At 68.3% G+C, this 20519-nt stretch carries 18 protein-coding genes; 10 read left to right on the forward strand and 8 right to left on the reverse strand.

All coding sequences use genetic code 11. From position 1 onward, the window contains the following. The first annotated feature begins 633 nt into the window (after nucleotides 1–633). The 5 genes from ACFWYW_RS17315 (at nucleotide 634) to ACFWYW_RS17335 (ending at nucleotide 6255) form a co-directional block, all read left to right on the forward strand. Nucleotides 634–1125, forward strand: coding sequence for a hypothetical protein (locus ACFWYW_RS17315; protein ID WP_379619919.1), 492 nt, complete (start codon nucleotides 634–636; stop codon nucleotides 1123–1125). A 545-nt stretch (nucleotides 1126–1670) separates the two neighbouring features. Further along, nucleotides 1671–2192, forward strand: a complete 522-nt coding sequence (locus tag ACFWYW_RS17320; RefSeq protein ID WP_379619921.1) for a PH domain-containing protein — start codon at nucleotides 1671–1673, stop codon at nucleotides 2190–2192. Further along, the gene (locus ACFWYW_RS17325; protein WP_379619923.1) at nucleotides 2192–2947 is read left to right on the forward strand and encodes a GNAT family N-acetyltransferase; all 756 of its coding nucleotides are present in this window, start codon (nucleotides 2192–2194) and stop codon (nucleotides 2945–2947) included. The genes ACFWYW_RS17320 and ACFWYW_RS17325 overlap by 1 nt, the downstream gene beginning before the upstream one ends. Before the next feature lie 61 nt (nucleotides 2948–3008). After that, nucleotides 3009–3227, forward strand: coding sequence for a hypothetical protein (locus tag ACFWYW_RS17330; protein ID WP_379619925.1), 219 nt, complete (start codon nucleotides 3009–3011; stop codon nucleotides 3225–3227). Then, nucleotides 3217–6255 (forward strand): ATP-binding protein, encoded by a 3039-nt coding sequence (locus ACFWYW_RS17335; protein WP_379619927.1) that lies wholly within the window; start codon nucleotides 3217–3219, stop codon nucleotides 6253–6255. Before ACFWYW_RS17330 ends, ACFWYW_RS17335 begins: the two co-directional genes overlap by 11 nt. Here ACFWYW_RS17335 and ACFWYW_RS17340 read toward each other — a convergent pair. Continuing rightward, nucleotides 6238–8490, reverse strand: coding sequence for a DPP IV N-terminal domain-containing protein (locus tag ACFWYW_RS17340; protein ID WP_379619929.1), 2253 nt, complete (start codon nucleotides 8488–8490; stop codon nucleotides 6238–6240). The two genes, ACFWYW_RS17335 and ACFWYW_RS17340, sit on opposite strands and share 18 nt — an antisense overlap. Before the next feature lie 468 nt (nucleotides 8491–8958). Here ACFWYW_RS17340 and ACFWYW_RS17345 point away from each other — a divergent pair, with 468 nt between their 5' ends. From ACFWYW_RS17345 to ACFWYW_RS17365, 5 genes are all read left to right on the forward strand, one after another. Continuing rightward, a complete protein-coding gene (locus ACFWYW_RS17345) occupies nucleotides 8959–10206 on the forward strand; it encodes an IS256 family transposase (protein ID WP_379619931.1) in 1248 nt (415 codons plus the stop codon). Nucleotides 10207–10405: 199 nt separating this feature from the next. Beyond that, the gene (locus tag ACFWYW_RS17350) at nucleotides 10406–10711 is read left to right on the forward strand and encodes a hypothetical protein (protein WP_379619933.1); all 306 of its coding nucleotides are present in this window, start codon (nucleotides 10406–10408) and stop codon (nucleotides 10709–10711) included. 38 nt (nucleotides 10712–10749) lie between these two features. Continuing rightward, the gene (locus tag ACFWYW_RS17355; RefSeq protein WP_379619935.1) at nucleotides 10750–12738 is read left to right on the forward strand and encodes a hypothetical protein; all 1989 of its coding nucleotides are present in this window, start codon (nucleotides 10750–10752) and stop codon (nucleotides 12736–12738) included. 26 nt (nucleotides 12739–12764) lie between these two features. Further along, on the forward strand, nucleotides 12765–13271 hold the full coding sequence (locus ACFWYW_RS17360) for a hypothetical protein (RefSeq protein WP_379619937.1): 507 nt from the start codon (nucleotides 12765–12767) through the stop codon (nucleotides 13269–13271). 80 nt (nucleotides 13272–13351) lie between these two features. Continuing rightward, nucleotides 13352–14032: a DUF899 domain-containing protein gene (locus ACFWYW_RS17365; RefSeq protein ID WP_379641009.1), complete on the forward strand. Its 681-nt coding sequence runs from the start codon at nucleotides 13352–13354 to the stop codon at nucleotides 14030–14032. Here ACFWYW_RS17365 and ACFWYW_RS17370 read toward each other — a convergent pair. The 7 genes from ACFWYW_RS17370 to ACFWYW_RS17400 form a co-directional block, all read right to left on the reverse strand. Further along, nucleotides 14018–15067 (reverse strand): VWA domain-containing protein, encoded by a 1050-nt coding sequence (locus ACFWYW_RS17370; RefSeq protein ID WP_379619941.1) that lies wholly within the window; start codon nucleotides 15065–15067, stop codon nucleotides 14018–14020. The two genes, ACFWYW_RS17365 and ACFWYW_RS17370, sit on opposite strands and share 15 nt — an antisense overlap. Beyond that, on the reverse strand, nucleotides 15068–16003 hold the full coding sequence (locus ACFWYW_RS17375; RefSeq protein WP_379619943.1) for a VWA domain-containing protein: 936 nt from the start codon (nucleotides 16001–16003) through the stop codon (nucleotides 15068–15070). It abuts the gene before it with no gap. Continuing rightward, nucleotides 16000–16884: a DUF58 domain-containing protein gene (locus ACFWYW_RS17380; RefSeq protein WP_379619945.1), complete on the reverse strand. Its 885-nt coding sequence runs from the start codon at nucleotides 16882–16884 to the stop codon at nucleotides 16000–16002. The genes ACFWYW_RS17375 and ACFWYW_RS17380 overlap by 4 nt, the downstream gene beginning before the upstream one ends. A gap of 5 nt (nucleotides 16885–16889) precedes the next feature. Beyond that, entirely contained in the window at nucleotides 16890–17855 is a 966-nt protein-coding gene (locus tag ACFWYW_RS17385) for an AAA family ATPase (protein WP_379619947.1), read from the reverse strand. 9 nt (nucleotides 17856–17864) lie between these two features. Further along, nucleotides 17865–18620, reverse strand: coding sequence for a S1C family serine protease (locus tag ACFWYW_RS17390; RefSeq protein WP_379619949.1), 756 nt, complete (start codon nucleotides 18618–18620; stop codon nucleotides 17865–17867). Between the two features lie 72 nt (nucleotides 18621–18692). Then, the gene (locus ACFWYW_RS17395) at nucleotides 18693–18986 is read right to left on the reverse strand and encodes a YrhB domain-containing protein (RefSeq protein WP_379619951.1); all 294 of its coding nucleotides are present in this window, start codon (nucleotides 18984–18986) and stop codon (nucleotides 18693–18695) included. Nucleotides 18987–19002: 16 nt separating this feature from the next. Continuing rightward, nucleotides 19003–20409, reverse strand: coding sequence for a toxin glutamine deamidase domain-containing protein (locus ACFWYW_RS17400; protein WP_379619953.1), 1407 nt, complete (start codon nucleotides 20407–20409; stop codon nucleotides 19003–19005). Nucleotides 20410–20519 lie beyond the last annotated feature (110 nt).

Below are 20519 nucleotides of genomic sequence, written 5' to 3' on the forward strand. Positions count from 1 at the left end.
CTTGTGATCGCCCTGGCCCTGGTGTGGCGTTCCAGCAGCGAGGAGGAAGCGCCCCAGCGGCCTTCGCAACTTCCCGCGTTACCGCAATTAGCACCGGTCAGTGAGGTCTGGCCTGAGGCCGTGAGCGTGGTGCCCGCTGAAAGAAGGGACGGCACCCGGTTGTGGCCCATCGCATCACTCGGCCAAGATGAGTTGCTCTTGGTGACCGATGGGCGGGCTCCGGAGTTCATCAGCTTTCATACGCGGACCAAGACGCAGCGTGTCATAGCGCGAGTCCCCAAGTTGGCCGAGTGTGGTGGATGCTTTGAGATCCAGAAAACGGCACTTGGAGCTACGCAGGTCGCATTGATCGTCAAGGGCGCCTCCGCCGGTGGGCAACGCCACTACGAGGTGTGGGCAATGCCGCGAGCAGGTGGAACCTTACGCATGGTGACGCGGCTGCCAAAATCCGTCCGGGCTTGGGGACCCTATGTTGACGGCTTCCAAATCATCGGCGAGAGCGCTGTGTGGTGGGGATACGACGGTGACATCTGGCGGGTCTCGCTCCGTGGCGGGGAGCCTGAGGAAGTGCTTCCAGGCAGGCGGCTCCGCGTGAGCTCGTGGCCGTGGGCGTATGACAGTTACCAGCGGATCGTGATCAATCTCGACACGGGCCAGGAGACCGAAGTATCCGAGGCTGAAGATCTCGAACATCGCCTTGCCTGCGGCCCCGCCTGGTGTGTCGGGCAGGACTGGCAGGGGCCGTGGAAGGTCACGCAGGCGACCGTGTTGCGTGTGGATGGTTCCGATCGCGTCGATGTGCCGGGAGACGCGCTCCCCATGAGGCCTCCGATCCGCGATCGGCTGGCTCTTCTCGGCGTTCCAACAGTCGATGGTGACGACTCCAACCCCAAGACCTGGGGAGCCGCAACCCTTGGGCATGTGATGCAGATCTACGATCGCTGCACGGGCGAGGCCGCCCTCCTCGGTTCCTACGACGCGTTGACGAAGCCCGAGACGCCATGGGGAGCGATAAAGGCCGGCGTATGGCCGCAGGACGGCCCCGTCCTGTACTGGCCGACTACTCAGAATCGGCTGATGGTCGTCGACCTGGCGCGCGTCGGCGCGTCTCCTTGCTCGGTATGACCTGTCAGGGGCGCTGGCCGTAGCGATCGACGATCCCGGTCGCCAGGAGGACCGAGGAGTTCTCGACAATGTCGTCCCGCCTACGGGATTGGTGCGGTGGCCCCGGTAGGCGTAGGTGGTCCGGTCGAGCGGGGTCTCCTCCTTCAGGTAGCCCTCGACCACCAAGGAGATGGACACCACCGGACGGCCTATGCCGTCCACGGCAGCGGGGTCCACCGTGATACCGGGGATCTTGGCGAAGGCGCGGTACGTCGCGGCCTCCAGGTCGGGGGCGCTACTGGCGAAGCGGCGATCTCTGCGCCCCTCAGCGTGCCGCGTATGAAGGGTGTCAAGAGTTCTTGCCGCGCCGATTGGGCTCGACCACAGTGAGGAAACCGGCTGCGGAAAGGAGAAGGACCAATGGCTGTCTGCCGCACCCGCCTTCTCGTCATCGCGCAATTCCGTCTCCCCTAACGGGGAAACTCGTTCGCGCGATGTGATCCCGCCTCCCCTTCCCATGGAGATATCCAGATGGCCGTATCCGCGGCTGGCAAGAACCGTGTCCTGTGAACGGCCGCGCTGCCGGAAGCGCGCTTCCGGCGTTTTTCCATGCCCGCCGTTCACGCGGCTACCTGTCGCTCGCCACGGTGACGGCGCTGCTCGGCTTCGCCGCGGTCGTTAACCTGCCCAAGCAGCCGGTCATCGGTTTGGTCCTCGTGGCCGTGACCGCGTATATGGCCGCGCTGACGCTCTGCTTTCCGCTGATGCGCTATGTGGTCTCGGATTCAGTGCTGAGCGCCGAATATGGTCCGGTACTGCGCTGGCGCATCCCACTGGCCGAGGTCTCCAACGTCTCCCGCGTACGGCTGGCGCCCAGCTTCTTCGTGGCCCTGGTCATGCCCGGCATCGCCCTGTACGGCATGCGCTCCGCCGGCCACGGACGAGTCCGGATGTGCGCGACGAAAACCATCACCGGCGTCTACCTCGTCGAAACCCGGAACGGCACCCGCTACGGCTTCACCCCGGCCGACGAGCAGGCCTTCGAGGCCGCCCTCCGCAGGCGCGGCATCCGCGTGACCGGCCGCTGATGCCGTACCCGCTACGGGACCCCGCGGACCTGGAGAAACTCCACGCGAGGCTCCCCGCCGAGATCCCCGGACCACCGGTCATGGCCGCGCACATCCTGCTCACCGGCCACGGCCAGGTGTGGGCCGACCGGCTGCCGGAGCCTCGCGCCGCCCTGTTCGGCTGCGGCTTCCACCACCTTCTGCGCGGCGACCCCGCCGCGTTCGTCCCCGGCGACCTGGAGCGGCACATCCGCGGCTATGTCGAGGCCCCCCGGTGGTTCCTTCCGCTGCTTCGCGCCGCGTTTCCGCGGATCACCCCATGGGAGCGGATCGTCCACATCCAGTCCGGGCCCGTCCTACCTCTGGACGCCGCAGCGGTCACCCGGCGGCTGCGTCCCGCCGACGGCCTGCCGGATTCGCTGCGGTGGGTGGCCGATACCTGGGGCGGCACGGACGGCCTGCTCGCCGGCGGCCTGGCCTGGGGCTCCTTCGTCCGCGGAAGACTGGTCGCCGTCGCCTGCCCGTTCCTCGTCGGGCACGTCTACGAGGAGCTCGCCGTGGCCACCGACCCGGCCTTCCGCCGCCGCGGGCTGGCCACGGCCTGCGTACTGCGGCTGTGCGCGGACATCCGGCGGCGCGGCCGTGTCCCGAGCTGGACCGCTTCCCGTGGCAACCTCCCCAGCCGCCGTCTGGCGTGGGCGTGCGGGTTCCGGGCAGCCAGGACTCCCCTTGGCCGCCTGATCCACAGTGGCCGTCCGGGTACGCCGCTCACCTGATCGACGGAAGGCTCTGTTCACCTGAGGTGGGACAGGCGGCGCGTTCACCCTCCCGACCTGGGTGCTGAGCGGCAACGCCGACTTCGCCCGGCAGATCCTGACCGCGATCGGCGCCGCCATCATCACCGTGGTCGGCGTGGTCTCCTCCATCACGATCGTGGTGCTGACCCTGACCTGCCGAGCTACGAGCATCTGGTGCGGCGCTCTTTCGAGAAGGTACGGCAGGCCGGCGGTCATGATCCGTGAGCGGTCATCCGTAGGGTGGACGGGTGCGCATTGAGCTCTTGGGCCGGGTACGTGCCTTCGGTGACGACGGGAAGGCGATCGAGATCCGCGGCGCTCTGTTGCGCGGGCTGCTGGCCAGGCTCGCGCTGGCGTCCGGCCGGGCCGTACAGAGCGACATTCTGATCGACGATCTGTGGGGTGCCGATCCGCCGGCCGATGCGGCCAACGCGTTGCAGGCGCTGGTGTCCAGGTTGCGGCGGACGCTGGGCGGGGCCTGGAGGGTGGAGTCGGTTTTCGGTGGATATCGGCTCGCCGTACGGGATGTGGATGCTTTTCGGTTCGAGGATCTGCTCGCGCGGGGCCGCGACGCGCTGACCACCGGCCAGCCGCGCAAGGCGGCGGAACTGCTCGGCGAGGCGCTCGGGCTCTGGCGCGGGGCGCCGCTGGCCGACGTTGGAGAGCTCGAGTTCGCCGTGTCCGCCGCGGCTCGCTGGGAGGCCCTGCGGCTGTCGGCCGCCGAGGACCGCTTCGAGGCGGAGCTCCGGCTCGGCGGGCACGAGACGATCCTGGCCGAGGTGGAGGCGGCCGGCGCCCGTCATCCCCTCCGTGAACGCCTGGCCGCGCTGCGCATGCGGGCCCTGGCCGCGGCCGGGAGGCAGTCCGAGGCGCTGGCCGTGTTCGAGCACGTCCGCGGCAGGCTTGATGAGGAACTCGGTGTCGAACCCGGTCAGGAGCTGTGCGACACACACCTGGCGGTGCTGCGCGGCGACTATGGCCAGGCGCGGGCGCGGCCCCGGCTGCCGCTGCGGCTGACCAGCTTCGTCGGCCGGGAGCACGAGCTGAAGCAGATCTTGGAGCTGATGGAGACCTCCCGCCTGGTCACGATCGTCGGGCCGGGCGGCGCGGGCAAGAGCAGGCTGGCGGTCGAGGTGGTGATCCGGCATCCGGCGTACCGGAGCGGACGGTTGTGGTTCGTCTCCCTGGCCGCGGTGGACACGCCCGACGGCCTGGTCGACGCCGTGCTCAGGTCCCTGGGTGTACGGCAGGCCGTACCGGCCGCTCCCCTGGAACAGGTGGCCGAGCTGATCCAGGACGACCCGGCGATCCTCGTCCTGGACAACTGTGAGCGGCTGGTGGAGGACGTCGCCCAGCTGGCGCACGAATTACTGGAGCGCCTGCCGTACCTGCACATCTTGATCACCAGCAGGCAGTCGCTGGCGATAGCAGGCGAGGCCGTGTACCAGCTCGGACCGCTGGAGGAGCCGGAGGCGGTCCGGCTGTTCCGGGACCGGGCGGCCGGCGTGCGGCCGGGCGTCGCGCTGGACGAGGCCGTGGTCGCCGACATCTGCCGGCGCCTCGATGGGTTGCCGCTCGCCCTGGAGCTGGCCGCGGCCCGCTTGCGCACGATGAGCCTGACGCAGATCGCCCGCCGGCTCGACGACCGGTTCCGGCTCCTGACCTCCGGCAACAGGACCGCGCTTCCGCACCAGCGCACCCTGCACGCCGTGGTCGGGTGGAGCTGGGACCTGCTGAGCGACGAGGAACGGACGCTGGCCAGGCGCTTCGCCGTCTTCACCGGCGGCGCGGGCGAGGCGGCGGTGGAGGCGGTGTGCGGAAGCGTGTACGTCCTGGACTCGCTGGTGGAGAAGTCGTTCGTGGAGGCGGCGGGCGGGCGGTACCGGATGCTGGAGACGATCCGCGCCTACGCCGCGGAGGAACTGCGCCGCAGCGGTGAGCAGGCCGAGGTCCGGGCCGGGTTCGTCCGGCATTTCCGGCTCTTGGCCGAGGAACACGAGCCCGCGCTGCGCTCGCATGATCAGTTGCGCGCTTTCGCCGTCCTCGACGCCGAGCACGACAACCTGATCGACGCGATGCGCACGGCGATCGCCGGCGAGGACGCCGACGCCGCGTGGCGACTGCTGCTGTCGCTGTATTGGTACTGGTACACGCGCTACGACGCCCGCTCGGAGAAGCTCGTCGCCGACGTGCTCGCGTTCGGCGACGCGCTGCCCGCGGACGTGCGGGCGGTGCTGACCGCCATCCAGGTGCTCGGCGGCAACCAGGCCGTCCCGCCCGCCGCCGAGGCCCGGCCGCTGATCGACGCGTGCATCCGTACGGGCGCGGTGGAGCGGTTCGCGGTGGCGGTGCCGCTCGTCCTCGCTGCCGTGACGGTGTACGGCTTCGCCGACCTGGCCGATTCCGAGCTGCGCAAGGCCCGCGAACACAGGGACCCGTGGGCGCGGGCCTCCGCGTACTGGCTGGAGGCGACCGGACGTGGCGACGACGGCGACTGGCAGGACGCCATGGAGGCGCTGGCGGAGGCGTTGCGCCGGTTCGAGGAGCTCGGCGAGCGCGTCGGGCTGGTCATGACGTTGAACAGCCTCGCACGTGTCCACTCGATCGGCGGCGAGCACGAGGCGGCGATCGCCGCGCTGGAACGTGGCGCGCTGCTGGCCGCCGAGATCGGCATCGGCGAGGAGATCTGGCACCTGACCGAGCTGGCCGGCGAACGTTCCCGCGCCGGTGACCAGGACGGCGCCCGGCACGCGGTCGAGCTGGCCAGAAGCCTGGTGAACCCGCGGGTCAGGCGGCATTCGGAGATCGGACTGTGGCGCCGGGTGGCCGAGCTGCACCGCCGTACCGGAGAGCTGGAGGAAGCTGAGCAGGCGGTCGGCGAGCTGGCGGCGCTCGGCGGCGCCCTGTCCATGGACGAGCGAGCCGTCGCCCAGCTCGTCGCGCCCGCCCGGCTGGCCAACCTGCTGGCCGCCGGGCGGATGGAGGCGGCCCGCGAGCTGTTCCCCGCGGCCGTCCAGACCTGCTTGAACGAGCGTGCCGCCGCCACCGCGGCCGAACTGCTGGCCAGGCTGCTCCTGCTGGAGGGCGACGCGTACGGTGCGGCCACCGCCCTGGGCCTGAGCCAGGCCATCCGCGGCGCCTTCGACCGGGGCGAGCCCGAACTGGCCGCCCTCGCCGCCGAGCTGACAGACCGCCTCGGCGCCCCACGGTACGAGCAGGCCTACCGCGCGGGCGCCGAACAGTCCAGGCACGAGGCGCTGGCGAAGCTGTCAGAACCAGTCGGATAGCAGCTCCGGATCGAACGGCAGCGGGGCAATCCGGTAGGCGGGCGGCTCGGCCCCCATCAGATGACGCACCAGGAAGTCCCATTCGCGGCGATAGGTGTGGTGGTGGTAGCCGAGGAACAGGTGCTCGGCGCCGGGCACGATCAGCATCTCGAAGTCCTTGTCGAGCATGATGAGCCGCTCGGCCAGCCGCAGGGTGTGGTCGGGCATGATGTTGGTGTCCATGCCGCCGTGGATCAGCAACAGCTTGCCGCGCAGGCACTCCGCCCGCGTCACGTTGTTCACCCGGGCGTAGTCCGCCTCGCCGAGGGCGCCCTGATAGATCTCCGAGTACCCGACGTGGTAGCTCTCCAGGTCCTGGTTCCCGCAGGTCGAGATCCCGACCTTGTAGAACTCGGGGTGGTCGAGCATGGCGCGGACAGCCTGGTGGGCGCCGGCCGATGAGCCCGCCACGCCCACGCGGTCCAGGTCCATCCACGGCCGGGTCTTCGCGAGCTCGCGCAGCGCCGCCACATGATCGGCGGAATCTCCCACGTTGCCGTAGGAGTGGTCGAAGAACTTCTTGTCCCGGCCCGGCGTGCCCCGCCCGTCGAGGGCCATCACCACGAAGCCGAGCGCCGCCATCACCTCGGCCTCGTGGGCGAACGGCATCTCCGTGAAAGCCCCGCCCACGCGGTTGCGCTGCGGGCCCGGGTAGGGGTGGTCGATGACCGGGTAGCTGCACTCGGGGTCGAAGCCGTGGGGTTTGTGCAGCACGCCGTACACGTCCGTCACGCCGTCGGCGGCCTTGACGCGGAAACGCTCGGGCGGGCTCCAGCCGATCGCGACGAGACCGCTGACATCGGCGCGTTCCAGCTCAACCAGCACCCGGCCGGTCCAGTCCCGCAGAGTGATCACGGGCGGAATCTCGGTGGTGGACGCCGAGTCCACGAAGCAGGACCCGTCCGGCGCGACCGTAACGGCGTGATCCAGCCCGTCATCCGTCAGCACCGCGGTGCCCGAGCCGTCCAGCCCGGCCCGGCAGACCGAACGCGGATACAGGTCACCGGCGACCAGGCCGGAGGCGGTGAAGTACACCACCCGCGCCTCCTCGTCGATGCGCAGGATCTCGCGGACCGTCCACTCGCCCGAGGTCACCTGCCCCTGCAACGCCCCCGTCCGCCCGTCGTACAGATACAGGTGGCCCCAGCCGTCGCGCTGCGAGTACCACAGCACCTCGTCCCCGCCGGAGAGCACCTCGACCATCGGCGCCTGCCCCTCCGCCCACTGGTTCAGCTCCACCCTCGTCGTACCGGTCTCGGTCAGCACCGTGTCCACCCTGCCGGTCGCCGGGTCGAGCCGGTTCAGCGACAGACTGCGCTGATCGCGCGGATATCCCACGAAGTACGCCGAGCCGTCACCCGCCCACCACATCCAGCGCTGGAACACCGGCGAGATCTGCGACATCGGCAGCGCCTCCGCCTCGGCCCGCACCACCGTGCCGGTCGTGACGTCACAGACGACGACCTCGGCCAGGGCGACCTTCTCGTCGCCCGTGTAAGCGAACCGCTGTATATAAAGCCGCGACGGCCCGCCATCAGCCGGCAGCGCGTCGATGAGGTGAACCCGGCGGATGCCACGCTGGTCGGTGCGGTGCGTGAGCACGCGGGTGCCGTCAGGCGACCAGACCGCGGCCGGTGGCATGCCGGGGAGACCCAGCTTGCGGATCAGGACCGAGTAGTGCCACCAGTCCGGGCCGGTGGCGTAGTCGTAGTCCTCCTGGCCGTCGCTGGTCAGCCGCCGCTCCTGGCCGTCGGCGAGGTCGCGTACCCACAGGTTGTGGTCCCGGATGAACAGCACATGCCGCCCGTCCGGCGAGGCCACCTCGTCGAATCCCGCGCCCGCGCGAGGCTGTGCGGCTTCCACCCGGTAGGTGTCCAGCGGGCACCGCCAGTACCCGTCGAAGGCAGCGAACTCCACGGCCTCCGCGTCAAGACCGATCACGATGAACGGCAGCGCCTCCGGGTCCACGTCTTGACCGGAGGCGTCGGCCAGCCCTTTGGCCAGCCGTACATGATCGAAAGCCGGACGTCTCTCTTCCCTGTCCACTCGGAAGAATCGCCGGCCCCTGCGGTACCAGAACTCGGCCCCATCACCCGTCCACATCGGCCGGACCCGGTCGCCGGTGACCAGCTTGTGCCTGTTCTGGATCACCAGCTTCTCCGCGGTCTGGTAGGCGGAGACGTCGAGTTGTCGCATGACGGTTTCCCTTCGCGAGGTCAGACGATCGCGTGCTCGCGCGGAAGTACGCCCAGGCCCCACACTCGGCGCAGAGGTCACGATCGTGCGTTCGCCCACACCCTGCGTCGTCCACCTGACACCGCCCTGACACCTCAACCGAAAGCGAAATCAGGTCATATCAGCCCCTGCACAACCACCTACGGCCACCGCAAAGCGGAAGACAGCCGAAATCGCTTCGCCCTGACCCACGTCCGCCATAACACCCAACGCGGACGCCGAAGGGCTACAGGCGGTCACTTTTCCTGCGCCTATCCCATTCTCGTGAGCGATGCAGCGGGTAGGCAGGTTCACCGGAGTCGATGGTTAGCGTCCACGGGGATGGTGTACGGCTGATCATGCCGAGCCGGTCGCTGGAGAGATCCATGTGACAAGTGACGGCCACTCCGTAATCCTTCGATCTGCTCTTTAGGACACGAAGGGGACGAAGTGACCGTCAATAACATTGTGCCTGCTCACGGCAGCTACGTCGAAGAGACCCTGTCGGCGGCGAGCCCGGACCTGCTCCGGACGATGATCCGCGAGTTCGCCCAGCGGATGATGGACGCCGAGGTCGAGCAGCTGTGCGGGGCCGGCTACGGCGAGGTCTCCAGCGAACGCACCAACTCCCGCAACGGCTACCGGCCGCGCGAGTGGGACACTCGGACCGGCACCATCGAGCTGGCGATCCCCAGATTGCGGCAGGGCTCCTACTTTCCTGAGTTCCTGCTCGACAAGCGGCGCCGGGCCGAGCGGGCGCTCACCTCGGTGGTGGCTACCAGCTACCTGCTGGGTGTCTCCACCCGCCGGGTGGAGAAGCTGGCCGAGGCGATGGGCATCACCAAGCTGTCGAGGTCGCAGGTGTCCAAGATGGCCGCCGAACTCGACGACATGGTGGCCTCCTTCCGGTCCCGGCCGCTGGATCGCGGCCCCTACACCTTCGTGTGGATCGACGCGCTGACCCAGAAGGTGCGCGAAGGCGGCCGGACGGTGAACGTGCACTGCCTGATCGCCACCGGCGTCAACGTCGACGGCCAGCGGGAGATCCTCGGCCTGGACGTCGTCTCCTCCGAGGACGGGGCGGGCTGGCTGGCGTTCCTGCGCGGCCTGGTCGCTCGGGGCCTGTCCGGCGTGGGTCTGGTCACCAGCGATTGTCACGCCGGGCTGCGGGACGCGATCGCCGCCACCTTGCCGGGCGCCTCCTGGCAGAGGTGTCGCACGCATTTCGCCCGAAACTTGGGCACGTGCGTGCCGAAGGCGGCTCAGCCGTGGGTGCACACGATGCTGCGCACCATCTTCGAGCAGCCCGACGCCGACTCCGTGCACGCCCAGCACCGGCATGTCGTGGAGGTGTTGGAGGCCAAGTACCCCAAGGCCGCGAAGCGTCTGGATGAGGCCGCGGGCGACATCCTGGCCTTCACCGCCTTCCCCAAGGCCGTCTGGCGTCAGGTGTGGTCCAACAATCCCCAGGAGCGCCTGAACAAGGAGGTGCGCAGGAGGACCGATGTGGTCGGCATCTTCCCTGATCGAGACGCCATCATCCGGCTGGTCGGCGCGGTGCTGGCCGAGCAGAACGACGAATGGACCGAGCAGCGCCGCTACATGGGTGTGGAGGTCCTGGCCGAATGCCGCAAGAACGCCGACACGCCGAACGAGACAAATGATGCTAAAGTGAATATTGAGGCGATTACCGCTTAGCGGTTTTCAGCATATTCGCCGGATTACGAGTGGTCTTCTCTTACACCACGATCATGGACGCGGCCAGTCGATGGCATCCTGAGTAGTACAACTCATTGAATTGGTGCGGCTTCAGCAGCGCACCTCGACGTCCTTCTCATTACCCCTTAGCGTCACATAGGTCCCACAGATCATCGTCCTCAATGGTCAAGGATGTCGGATGATGGCGACACAGGAGCAGATCGAGGCGGCCCGACGCACGATCGAGCAGTTGCGCGACCAGCATGCCAACGACGTGCACAAGCTCATCGCCCTGCTCGAAAGCGGTGCCATGAAGGGCAGGGCGGCGGACAAGCTGATCAAGGACTGCCAAGCCTGGGAAGCAGCCTACAAAAGCGTCTTCCGCAGGGCCCTCGCGCTGGTCGACTCCACGCCTGTGAGCCCGCAGGCCAACGATCCTGCCGGAGACGCATTCCCACCCTGGAAACCGCGGCCGGACTGGCCCCCGGGGGGATTCCCCCAGTGAATCCATCCCCGAATCGAGTCGGTATCGATCCCGAACTCATGACCCAGCTGATCGGCGAGATCAAGCGCCTTGCACAGTCATGGTCGGCGGCCGATGCGCAAATCCACAGCACCTTGCGCCAGCTCGGCACCAGCCTGCCGGGGCCGGGCCTGCTGAGAGACATCGGGTTCCAAATTGGTGAGCAGGTCCCCGACCTACAGCGAAGACTGGACCTCATCGTCTCCACCCAGAAGATCGGGCTCGACAAGGGAGTGACCTGGGCTGACGAGACGCTCTGGCCGTCATCCTCACCGGCGAGCGGCGCGGCAGTCGCGAAGTCCCTTGCCGATCGGCTTCGACAGGCCCGGAGAGACGGCGAGACAGCGCCTGCCCGCGAGACACTGGACCTGCTGGAGAAGCACAAGCATGATCCCTACTTCGCTGTCGCTCTCGCCAAGGAGATGCCGCCCCGAGAGCTCAAAGCACTGCTGAAAGACCTCTACGCCAAAGACCCCTACTCCCGAGACCGCGGTTGGAAGGACCCACCGGCATCAGCTACGGATCGGCTCGCTGCGGCACTAAGCGTGACTCTCGGTACGGCTTCGCGAGGCGTGGGCAACATGAGACTGCCCAAAGGCTATGCCGACGAGCTGATCGCGTCCGAATGGACGGCGCCGGACAACGACATCATCGACAAGCTCCTGCGCTACGGCACCTTCGACGACGCGTTCCTTCGCGACATCGCCAACAAGGTCTTCGACAATGCAAGGAAGCCCTCTCCCGAACAGCAGAAAATCGTCGGCTTCGGTCCCGGGCTCGCTGCCGCCTTGGCGAGGAACCCCAAGGTCGCGCAGGACTTCTTCACCGACCCAGTACGCCGGCCGCTGGGCTTCCTGATGCGGGACAACTACTGGGGCGAAGGCAGCGGAGAACTCGGCCGAGCGATCGAGGCGGCGACGACGACCTTCCGCGATCACAGCCAGGAGGAAGGAGGCTCACGAGGCTACAAGTCGGCTTTGATCGCGTCGTGGGCGGTCCATTTCTGGGCGGACCCGAAGGTTCAGGCTCGGCTTCCCGATACGCGGCAGAACGCGGCGCGCATCTTCTCGGCCTACATGGGTGACGTTCATCGAGTGGCCAATTCCGGCGTGAGCGAACCACCGGGTGTCACCCGGCTGCCGGATACCGACATGAACCTGCCCGGCAGGCAACCCCACGGGGCCATGTTCGACCGCGACGCGCTCAAGCAGGCGATGACCTGGACCTTCACGGACACTGAAGCGCTGAAAACGGTGCTCGAAGGACATGGCGAGTACAGCATGAAGGTCATGGACGCCGAAGGCGCGGCGATACGCGAGAAGATCGATACAGCGTTCTCCCAATGGCAGAAGAGCCATCCGTCCGCGACGCAGGCCGAGCAGGATGCGTACCGTCAGCAGTTGCTCACGCAGAACATGACCACCGCTCCAAAGCAGCTGTTCGACGCGAAGATTCACACTCTCAGCAAGACGCTTTCCTTTGTCGTCGACGCCGGCAACCTGACCGGCATCAACGAGGCGGACGAGAACGATCAGCGGAGAAAGGCCTTCAATGACGCCGTCGGCAGAACACTCAAGCTCGCGCTGACGCCCGCAGGGGATGCCGTCGTCGCCGGATACGAGTTCTTGGAGGCGAACGTCAGCGATCACCTCAAGTACACCGAGGGCGACGCAGCGCGCAGCAAGGGCGAGGAAACACTGCGCAAGAGCCAGGATCTGTTCACCGCCCTGACGGCCGACGCGATGCTGCGACATGAGCTGTTCGGAAAGGCGACGACGCCAGGCTCCACTCACCCTTACGCCTTTGAAAACTACGCCAAGAGCTCCGGCGGCGACTTCCTCGTAGGCGGCAAGATCATCCCGCTCGATCAGATGAATTCGACCCAGGCCGGCGCCTACGACGAGTGGCTGAAGCATTCAGACGCTTCCGGGGTCTTCAATGAGACCGCCATATCCGTGTGGAGAGGGTTCCAGTTGAACGTACCTCCCTACCCGAAAGCAGCGGAATGAGAGTTCGGCCAAGAACCGTTTCGCTCGTGGTCGTCTTCGTGACCGCGGCGTGCTCGTCGTCTACTCCGCCTGTGGACCGAAGCCCTCTCGGCAGCGCGACCGCACCTCCCCTGGAGTGCGGAGTCGTCTCGCGCCAAGCCATCGGCCGCGCGATCGGGATGGACAACTTCTACGCCAGCGGCTCAACGTCACCGGCCCGCTTCTCACACTGCGTGGTCGCCGCTTCGCCCGGACTCTCCGACAAGGCGTCGATGACCATCGAGCTGCACGACCCGTCCCCCTCCACCGTGGAAAGCCTTGAATACACGAAAGCCAAGGACGGCGGCGCGGACCTACCCGTCGGCACAGCGCCTGGCTACAGCGCGACGATAAGGGACACCGATGGGGCCGTCGTCGGAGGGAAGGCGATGGCGTGGACCCAGAGCGGCAAGAAGCTGCTGGTCGTCCAGATCGTGCGAGGCGCCCCGGGGCGCGACCATCAGGCGGATGCCGTCGAGTTCATCCGCGGGCTAAGGCCACTGTTGCTGACCTGACCCCCACCGATGAATTTCACCATCAGGGTAGGTCTACCTCTGTGCACGGCAAGTCACCGCAATGATCAATGGGGGAACCCATGAGCGCCAACGCACTTCCGCCCGTCGTAGACGCCGACACCTGGCAGCGTGAGCTGGACGAGCTGCGTGCCCGGGAGAAGGCCGCGACCCGGGAACTCGATGCCATCGCCGCGCAGCGGCGCCGTCTGCCCATGGTGCGGATGCCCGACTACATCCTGGAGGGCGAGAACGGGAAGATCCGGCTATCGGACATCTTCGACGGCAAGACGCAGCTGATCGTCTACAACCACATGTGGTTCCCGGACAGCGAATGGCAGTGTTCCGGCTGTACCGGGCTCACCTCGCAGTACACCCGCCTGCACTTCCTGGACAACTACGACGCCCGGTTCGTCATCGTCACCCAGGGCCCGATCGACGAAGCACTCGCCTACAAACGGCGCGTAGGCAACCAGATGACCTGGTACTCCACGGCGAACAGCCCCTTCGGCGCCGACGTCGGCGCGGGTCCGGGTGAAGGGTTCGCGGTCAACGTGTTCCTGCGCGACGGCGACACCGTCTACCGGACCTGGCACACCAGCGGCCGGGGTACGGAGCAGATCAGCTACAGCTTCCCGCTCATCGACCTGCTGCCCTACGGACGGCAGGAGGAATGGCAGGATTCGCCCGAGGGCTGGCCGAAGTCGCCCACCTATAGCGGCTGGCCCGAATCGGAGGACATCGCCCGTCTATACGGGGCGTAGGGGGCGGTTCCACCACAGGGACAGCGACAGGGCCAAGACGATGAGGACGGCGCCGCCTGCCGCGAAGTAGGCGGCTGTGTCGACCTTCTGCCGGATGACGGTGAAGCTGCCGGGCAGCGTGTCGAGGGCGGTTTGGAGTTGGCCGGCGTTCTCGGCGCGGTGGTAGGAGCCGCCGGTCGTCTGGGCGATCTGCTTGAGGGCCGGCTCGTCGATGGTGCGGGGGTTGCGGCCGCGGTCGAAGCCACCGCGTCCGCCGCCGCCCCAGCCGAACCCGCGCCCGTCGAACTGGGAGTTGTCGCAGACCATCGGCGCCGGGTTCGTGGTGCCGAAGCCGATGGTGAAGACGCGGACGCGGCGAAGCGCCGCCTCCTGCGCGGCGATCTGCGGGTCGACGCCCTGGGTGTTGGCCCCGTCGGTGAGCACGACGATCGCGGCACCGGCGAAACCAGGGCCGGAGCCGGAGGAGACGTCCGCTCCGGTGGGGGCGACCGAGGGGTCGACTTCGGCGATCGCGTCGATCGACGCGAGCATGGCCTGACCGATCGCGGTGCCACGGGAGACGGACAGACCGTCCAGGGCCTCGATCAGCGCATCGGTGTCGTCGGTGGGCGGGACGAGCAGGCCGGCGTTTCCGGCGAACGTGACGAGGCCGATGCGCGGGCCGCCCCGCTGCGACTCGATGAACTGCGCCGCGGCCTTCCGAGCAGCGGTGATGCGGTTGGGGTCGACGTCCGTGGAGCACATGGAGCCGGACGTGTCGAGCGCGAGCAGGATCGTCGCCGAGGTGGACGGCACCGGCACGGACGCCTGTGGCCGCGCGGCTCCCACCGCCAGGAGCGCGAGTCCGGATATGAAGAGTGCCGGGGGGATCTTCCGTATCCATCGGGTACGGCTCGGCAACGCGGTGCGTACCAGAGCAAGAGAGGTGACACGGACGGCGGCCCGCCGGCGGCGGCGCCGGGCCCACTCGCGGATGGCGAAGATCAGCGGGATGGCCAAAACGGACAGCAGCGCCCACGGCCAGGAGAACGTCATTCAGATCACCCGCCCGGACCGGAGAATGGTGAGCGCGGCGCCCGCGGTGAGGAGCACCAGGGCGAGGCCGATCAGCCCGCCGGCCAGGGGCAACGGCTCGTCGGAGACGGTGAGCCGCAGGTCGATCGTGTCGGCGATCCCGTCGAGGCGCGCGGTGTCGGAGGCGGGGTGGTAGGCGCCGCCGGTGGTCTGCGCGATCAAGGTGAGGGTGTCCTGTTCGAGCGAGGTCTGCAGGTGGTAGCCGTCGACCTTGACCGTGGTCCCGGCCGTGGTGCCGACGCCGACGGTGTGGATGTGGACGTTCGCGCGCTGGGCGAGGATCGCGGCGGGTTCGACGTCGGCGCCCTGGTTCTGACCGTCGGAGAACATGACGATCGTCGCGGACGGCCAGTAGCCGATGTCGCGGCCGATGGCCACCTGTTTGCCGGTGATCGCCGAGAGTGAGGCGGTGATGGCCGTCCCCAGCGAGGTGCCGCCGGTGATCTTCAGCCGGTCGATGGCCTTGAGCGCGACGGAGTGGTCGGCATTGGGCCGGGCGGTGGTGAGCGCGCCCCGCTCGAACGCGACAACGCCGATGTCGACGCTGTCGGGCTGCGCCGCCACGAACGCGCGGGCCGCCCGTTGCGCGGCCGCCAGCCGGGTGGGCGCGACGTCGTCGGCGCCCATACTGTTGGAGACGTCGATGGCGAGGATGACGGTGCCCGCCGTCCGCGGCACCGGCACCATGGCCGCGGGTCCCGCGGTGGCGATCGCGAGAACCCCGACGCCGGTGATTGTCAGACTTATTCCGAGGTACGGCCGGCGCCCCGCCGGCACGGCGACCCCGGCCCGCGCGAGCGACGCCGCCCGGCGGCGCGACGTGACGACGGCCGCCCAGGCGAGCGCCGCCATGACGAGCAGCCCGACAACCAGCAGCAGCGGCGAGGAAAGGGTCATGGCGACCGGTCCCGGGTCCGGGTTACGACCTCGACCAGCGCCTCGACCAGGTCGCGGTTGGTGCCGACGCGATGAACGGGTACGCCGGCCCGCCGCATGCCCGCGGTGAGCCGGGCGTCGCGGGCGTCGACGGCGGCGCGGAATCGGACCCGGAACTGCGGGTCGGCGGAGTCGACGACGAGTTGCTCGCCGGTCTCGGCGTCCTCGACCACGATCAGCCCGGCTTCGGGGAGGACATCGTCGGCGAGGTCGGTGATCCGCAGGGCGACCACCTCGTGCCGCCGGGCCAGGCGCTGGAGCGAACGTTCCCAGTCGCCGTCGCCGATGAAGTCCGACAGCACGACGACAAGTGCGCGGCGGCGCGCCAGCCGTCCGGCGGCATCGAGCATCTCGGCCAGGTCGGTGGTGGTGGCGCCGCGTGCCTCGGCGGTGCGTACCAGCTCGGCGCCGATCCGCAACGCGTGGCGCCGGGAGGTGCCGGGCGGCACCACGCGCAGCACCCCCGCGTCGAACAGCAGCGCGCCGACACGGTTGCCGCCCCTGCCGAACAGCCGGGCGAGGACGAGCGCCAGCTCGGCGAGCACGTCGTGCTTGCCGCGCCCCGGTGGCCCGGCCGTCATCGACGCCGACCGGTCGAGCACGAGCCACACCGTCAGCTCGCGGTCCTCGGTGAACACCCGCAGGTGCGGCTCGTCCAGCCGCGCGGTCACGTTCCAGTCGATGTGGCGAGCGTCGTCGCCGTCGGTGTACGCCCGCAAACCGGTGAAATCTATCCCGGAACCGCGATGCGCGGTGCGGTGGGCGCCTTGGAGCCGGCCGTCGAGCCTGCGGACGACCTTCCACTCCAGGCGGAGCAGGAGCTTCTCGGGGGCGGTGGCCATGGGGTTCAGCGGTTCTGGAGGACGACGTCGGGTGCCCGGACGGCGCCGAGCACCCTGGTGATGATCGTGTCCGGGTCGACGTCGTCCGCGTGGGCCTCGTAGGACAGGACGAGGCGGTGCCGTAACACGTCGAGGGCGAGCTCGGACAGGTCGTGCGGCAGGGCGTAGTCGCGGCCGCGCAGGAACGCCAGCGCCCGCGCGCCCGTGACGAGCGCGATGGACGCGCGCGGGCTGGCGCCGTAGGTGACGTACCGCTCCAGCTCGCCCAGTCCGGCGGTCGCGGGGGACCGCGTGACAGCGACGAGCCGTACCGCGTAGTCGACGATGGCCGGATCGACGTACACCTGCTGGGCACGGGCCCGCATCGCGATCAGGTCCTCGGCCGTCACGGTCGGCTGCGGCGGCTCGGGCGGGCGCAGCGCCCGTGCGACGATCGCCTGCTCTTCCGGCTGCGTCGGATAGTCCACGACCACCTTCATCATGAACCGGTCGACCTGCGCTTCGGGCAGCGGGTAGGTGCCCTCGGACTCGATCGGGTTCTCCGTCGCCATCACCAGGAACGGCTCCGGCACCCGGAACGTCTCCCGGCCGATCGTCACCTGGTGCTCCTGCATCACCTCCAGCAGGGCGCTCTGCACCTTGGCGGGGGCGCGGTTGATCTCGTCGGCCAGCAGCAGGTTCGCGAAGACCGGGCCGAGTTCGGTACGGAACTCGCCGGAGTGCTGGTGGTAGACCCGCGTACCCACGAGGTCGGCGGGCACCAGGTCCGGCGTGAACTGGACGCGCTGGAAACTCCCGGCGATCGCCGCGGCCAGCGACTTCACCGCGAGCGTCTTGGCCAGGCCCGGCACGCCCTCCACCAGCAGATGACCGTCGGCGATCAGCGCCACGGCCATGCGCTCCAGCAGGACGTCCTGCCCGACGATCGTACGTTTGACCTCGAACAACACCTGTTCCAGCGGATGGGTCATGGCCTTCCTTCAGATCTGGGGCCCGCCCGGCGGGCCGTCGCCTTCGTCGCCGCCCAGCGCCACGCCGATCGGCACCGCGAACGCGATCCCGGCGAACGCCTCATCGCCGCCCGGATCGGCGATCGACACCACGACCCCGATGACCAGCCCGCGAGCATCCAGCAGAGGACCGCCCGAACTACCCGGATTGACCGAGGCGTCGAACTGGATGAGCCCCCTCAGATCACCCTCCTTGGACGTACGATCCAAGCCCGACACGACACCGGTGGAGACGCTGTAGGTCAGCCCGAGCGGATTGCCGATCGCCACCACCGGCGCACCCACCGAGACGGCGCCCCCGAGCGTGGCCGGAACGACGATCTCCGGCAGCTTCTCGGGCCTGAGGGTGGCGATGTCCCGCTTGGGATTCGACGACGCGACGACGGCCTTCGCCTTGGTCCCGTCCGCGAACGTCAGGGTGACGTCCTTCGCGCCTTTGACGACGTGGTGCGCCGTCAGGATCGTCCCGTCCTCGGCCGCGATCATCCCGGTCCCGAACGCCTTGCCGGCCTGAATCACCACCACGGACGGCCCGACCCGCTCGAACACCTCGGGCGTCGTCAACGTCGCACTGGGCGTCGGCGCCGCACTCGGCCCGGGCGCGGCCTCACCATCGCCTCCCCTGATGCTCCCGAGCCAGTACGCCAGCACCGCCACGACCAGAAGGGCGCCGCCCGCGACGACGAACCACCGAACCCGCCCGGCATCCTGCGGCACGCGCTCCATCGCTCCATCGTCAGCAAAATGAGCGAAAAGCGCTATAAAGCCCACCTAAGAACTCCATGAGAGCCGCTCCCGTCACGGAGACAGGCCGTGCTCCTTGGCGTAGGCGGCCAGCTGCTGATCTTCGGGCAGGCCGTTCATCATCCAGGTGTCACCGCTGCCCTTGACCACGACGATCGGGCCGTACCCCGGGCCGCGCACGTGCGCGAAGTCGCGCGTCTCGACGAACCGTGCCGTGTTCCAGGGGAAGACGAAACACCAGCCGAGGTCGTCTATGGTTTCGTCGCCATAAAAGGCCAACGGCTCCTCGGCGGTCGAGAAGCGTGCGAGACATTGCTCGGCCAGCGCTTTGGCCTGCTCGATGTCCAACGCTTTTTCCTCCCGGCTAGTTCGTGCGCAGAAATTCGATGCGGGAATACGTCTCAGGCGTCGCCCACGTGCCGGACTGACCGTCGACGAAGTATATCTTTCCACTGCGGTTCACCACGTTGAAGACGTGACCCGCGCGAGGGACTCCAGTCCGTGGATCGACGCGTATGCCGTGGACGATTCCGCGGGCGCCGTCTCCGGACCGCAGCATCTCCGATACGATCTCGTCGTAGTCTTTGACCAGGCGGAACGCCCGTCCGCCCCCGACGCTGTCGGTCACACCGCCAGGCCATTTGAACGGGTGTGCGGGATGGTACGGAACCGCAGAGATCGGCGACGAACCCCCGAGAACGCGATCCACGACCACGACACAGCTCTGGCAATTATTGCTGTATTCCCAGGCCCGCGTGGAGAACTGCGGATTAACGTTCTTGATGTCGGCGAAGTTCGCGTCGAACTCCTTCTGTTTCGCGTTACCGGCATGACGCGTGATGGTCGGATCCTGGAATGGTGAGGTCCCGCGGTGACCGCCGTTACCGAGCCCTGTGTGGAAACGGTTCGCGGTGCCCACACCCACGGTGGCGACGCTGAGCATGATGTCGGGCAGGAGCCGGCCGAACCAGCGGCTGGGATCCTTCTGCAGAGTTTCCAGATCGACGAGTGCCTTGGCGAACTCGACCGGTTGCCGTCTGGCGAACTCGGCCGTTTCTCCCGCCCCGCGCATGCGGTCCAGATACCCGGACGGGTCAGTGATCAGGCCGAGCTGCGACCAGTTCCACGCGCCCTTGATCAGCGCCCAGCCTCCCTCGTTCGCTCCCTGGACGAACGGCTCCGCGATCTTGTCGACGTACTGCTGGGCCACGTCGCCGATCTCCGGTCTTCCGAGCTTCACGCTCAGCCTGCCGACGTTGGCCGCCCAGAAGTCTCCGTACCACGCGATCCCTTTGTTGAGGAGCGAGGTCGCCTGCTCCGCGAGGTCCTCCACCGGAGAGCCGGCTCGGCTCCGTGCGCCGAGGAGAAGGGGGACCAGGCCAAGGGTGGGCACGGGTGTCTCCGATGGAGTCTCCAGGAGTTCGGCACGGCGTCGCCGGAGGTCGTCGCGCTGCTCGAGAAGCCACCCACCGGCCGTCGCGACCGCCTGCCCCGCCGCCGTGGCCAGGCCCAGCCTGGACAGCGCCGCGGAGAGCTCGCTTCCCGCGTCCTGCCAGTTTCTCCCCACGCGGCCGAATTCGGCGTCGAGCGCCTGCATGAGTTCGGGCGAGCCGCCCACGTACCCGCCGGGAGACGGCGGAGGAGCCACCGGAGCCGGGCGGAAACGCGGACGCTCGACTCCGGCCGGCTTTCCCTCGGCCGTCGCGATTCGCTCGACGTCGTCGAAGGCCCGGAGAAAGGTTTGCCGGACAATCGCGTAGCGTTCGGTCAAGCCTTGGAACATTCGCGCCGCACCGGGCCCCAGCAAGGCCCCGTCACCGAAGAGGTGAAATGTCCGCTCCAGGGCATTTCCCTGCTCTTCGGCTATTCGCGCGATGGTGA

The organism is Nonomuraea sp. NPDC059023, assembly GCF_042740095.1.
In the GTDB taxonomy this organism is placed as follows: domain Bacteria; phylum Actinomycetota; class Actinomycetes; order Streptosporangiales; family Streptosporangiaceae; genus Nonomuraea.

Excerpts from the sequence above, each read along its gene's own strand:
- ACFWYW_RS17325 (WP_379619923.1), top strand. The coding sequence starts at position 2,192 with ATGCCGTACCCGCTACGGGACCCCGCGGACCTGGAGAAACTCCACGCG.
- ACFWYW_RS17340 (WP_379619929.1), bottom strand. The coding sequence starts at position 8,490 with ATGCGACAACTCGACGTCTCCGCCTACCAGACCGCGGAGAAGCTGGTG.
- ACFWYW_RS17350 (WP_379619933.1), top strand. The coding sequence starts at position 10,406 with ATGATGGCGACACAGGAGCAGATCGAGGCGGCCCGACGCACGATCGAG.
- ACFWYW_RS17355 (WP_379619935.1), top strand. The coding sequence starts at position 10,750 with ATGACCCAGCTGATCGGCGAGATCAAGCGCCTTGCACAGTCATGGTCG.
- ACFWYW_RS17365 (WP_379641009.1), top strand. The coding sequence starts at position 13,352 with ATGAGCGCCAACGCACTTCCGCCCGTCGTAGACGCCGACACCTGGCAG.
- ACFWYW_RS17370 (WP_379619941.1), bottom strand. The coding sequence starts at position 15,067 with ATGACGTTCTCCTGGCCGTGGGCGCTGCTGTCCGTTTTGGCCATCCCG.
- ACFWYW_RS17375 (WP_379619943.1), bottom strand. The coding sequence starts at position 16,003 with ATGACCCTTTCCTCGCCGCTGCTGCTGGTTGTCGGGCTGCTCGTCATG.
- ACFWYW_RS17380 (WP_379619945.1), bottom strand. The coding sequence starts at position 16,884 with ATGGCCACCGCCCCCGAGAAGCTCCTGCTCCGCCTGGAGTGGAAGGTC.
- ACFWYW_RS17385 (WP_379619947.1), bottom strand. The coding sequence starts at position 17,855 with ATGACCCATCCGCTGGAACAGGTGTTGTTCGAGGTCAAACGTACGATC.
- ACFWYW_RS17390 (WP_379619949.1), bottom strand. The coding sequence starts at position 18,620 with ATGGAGCGCGTGCCGCAGGATGCCGGGCGGGTTCGGTGGTTCGTCGTC.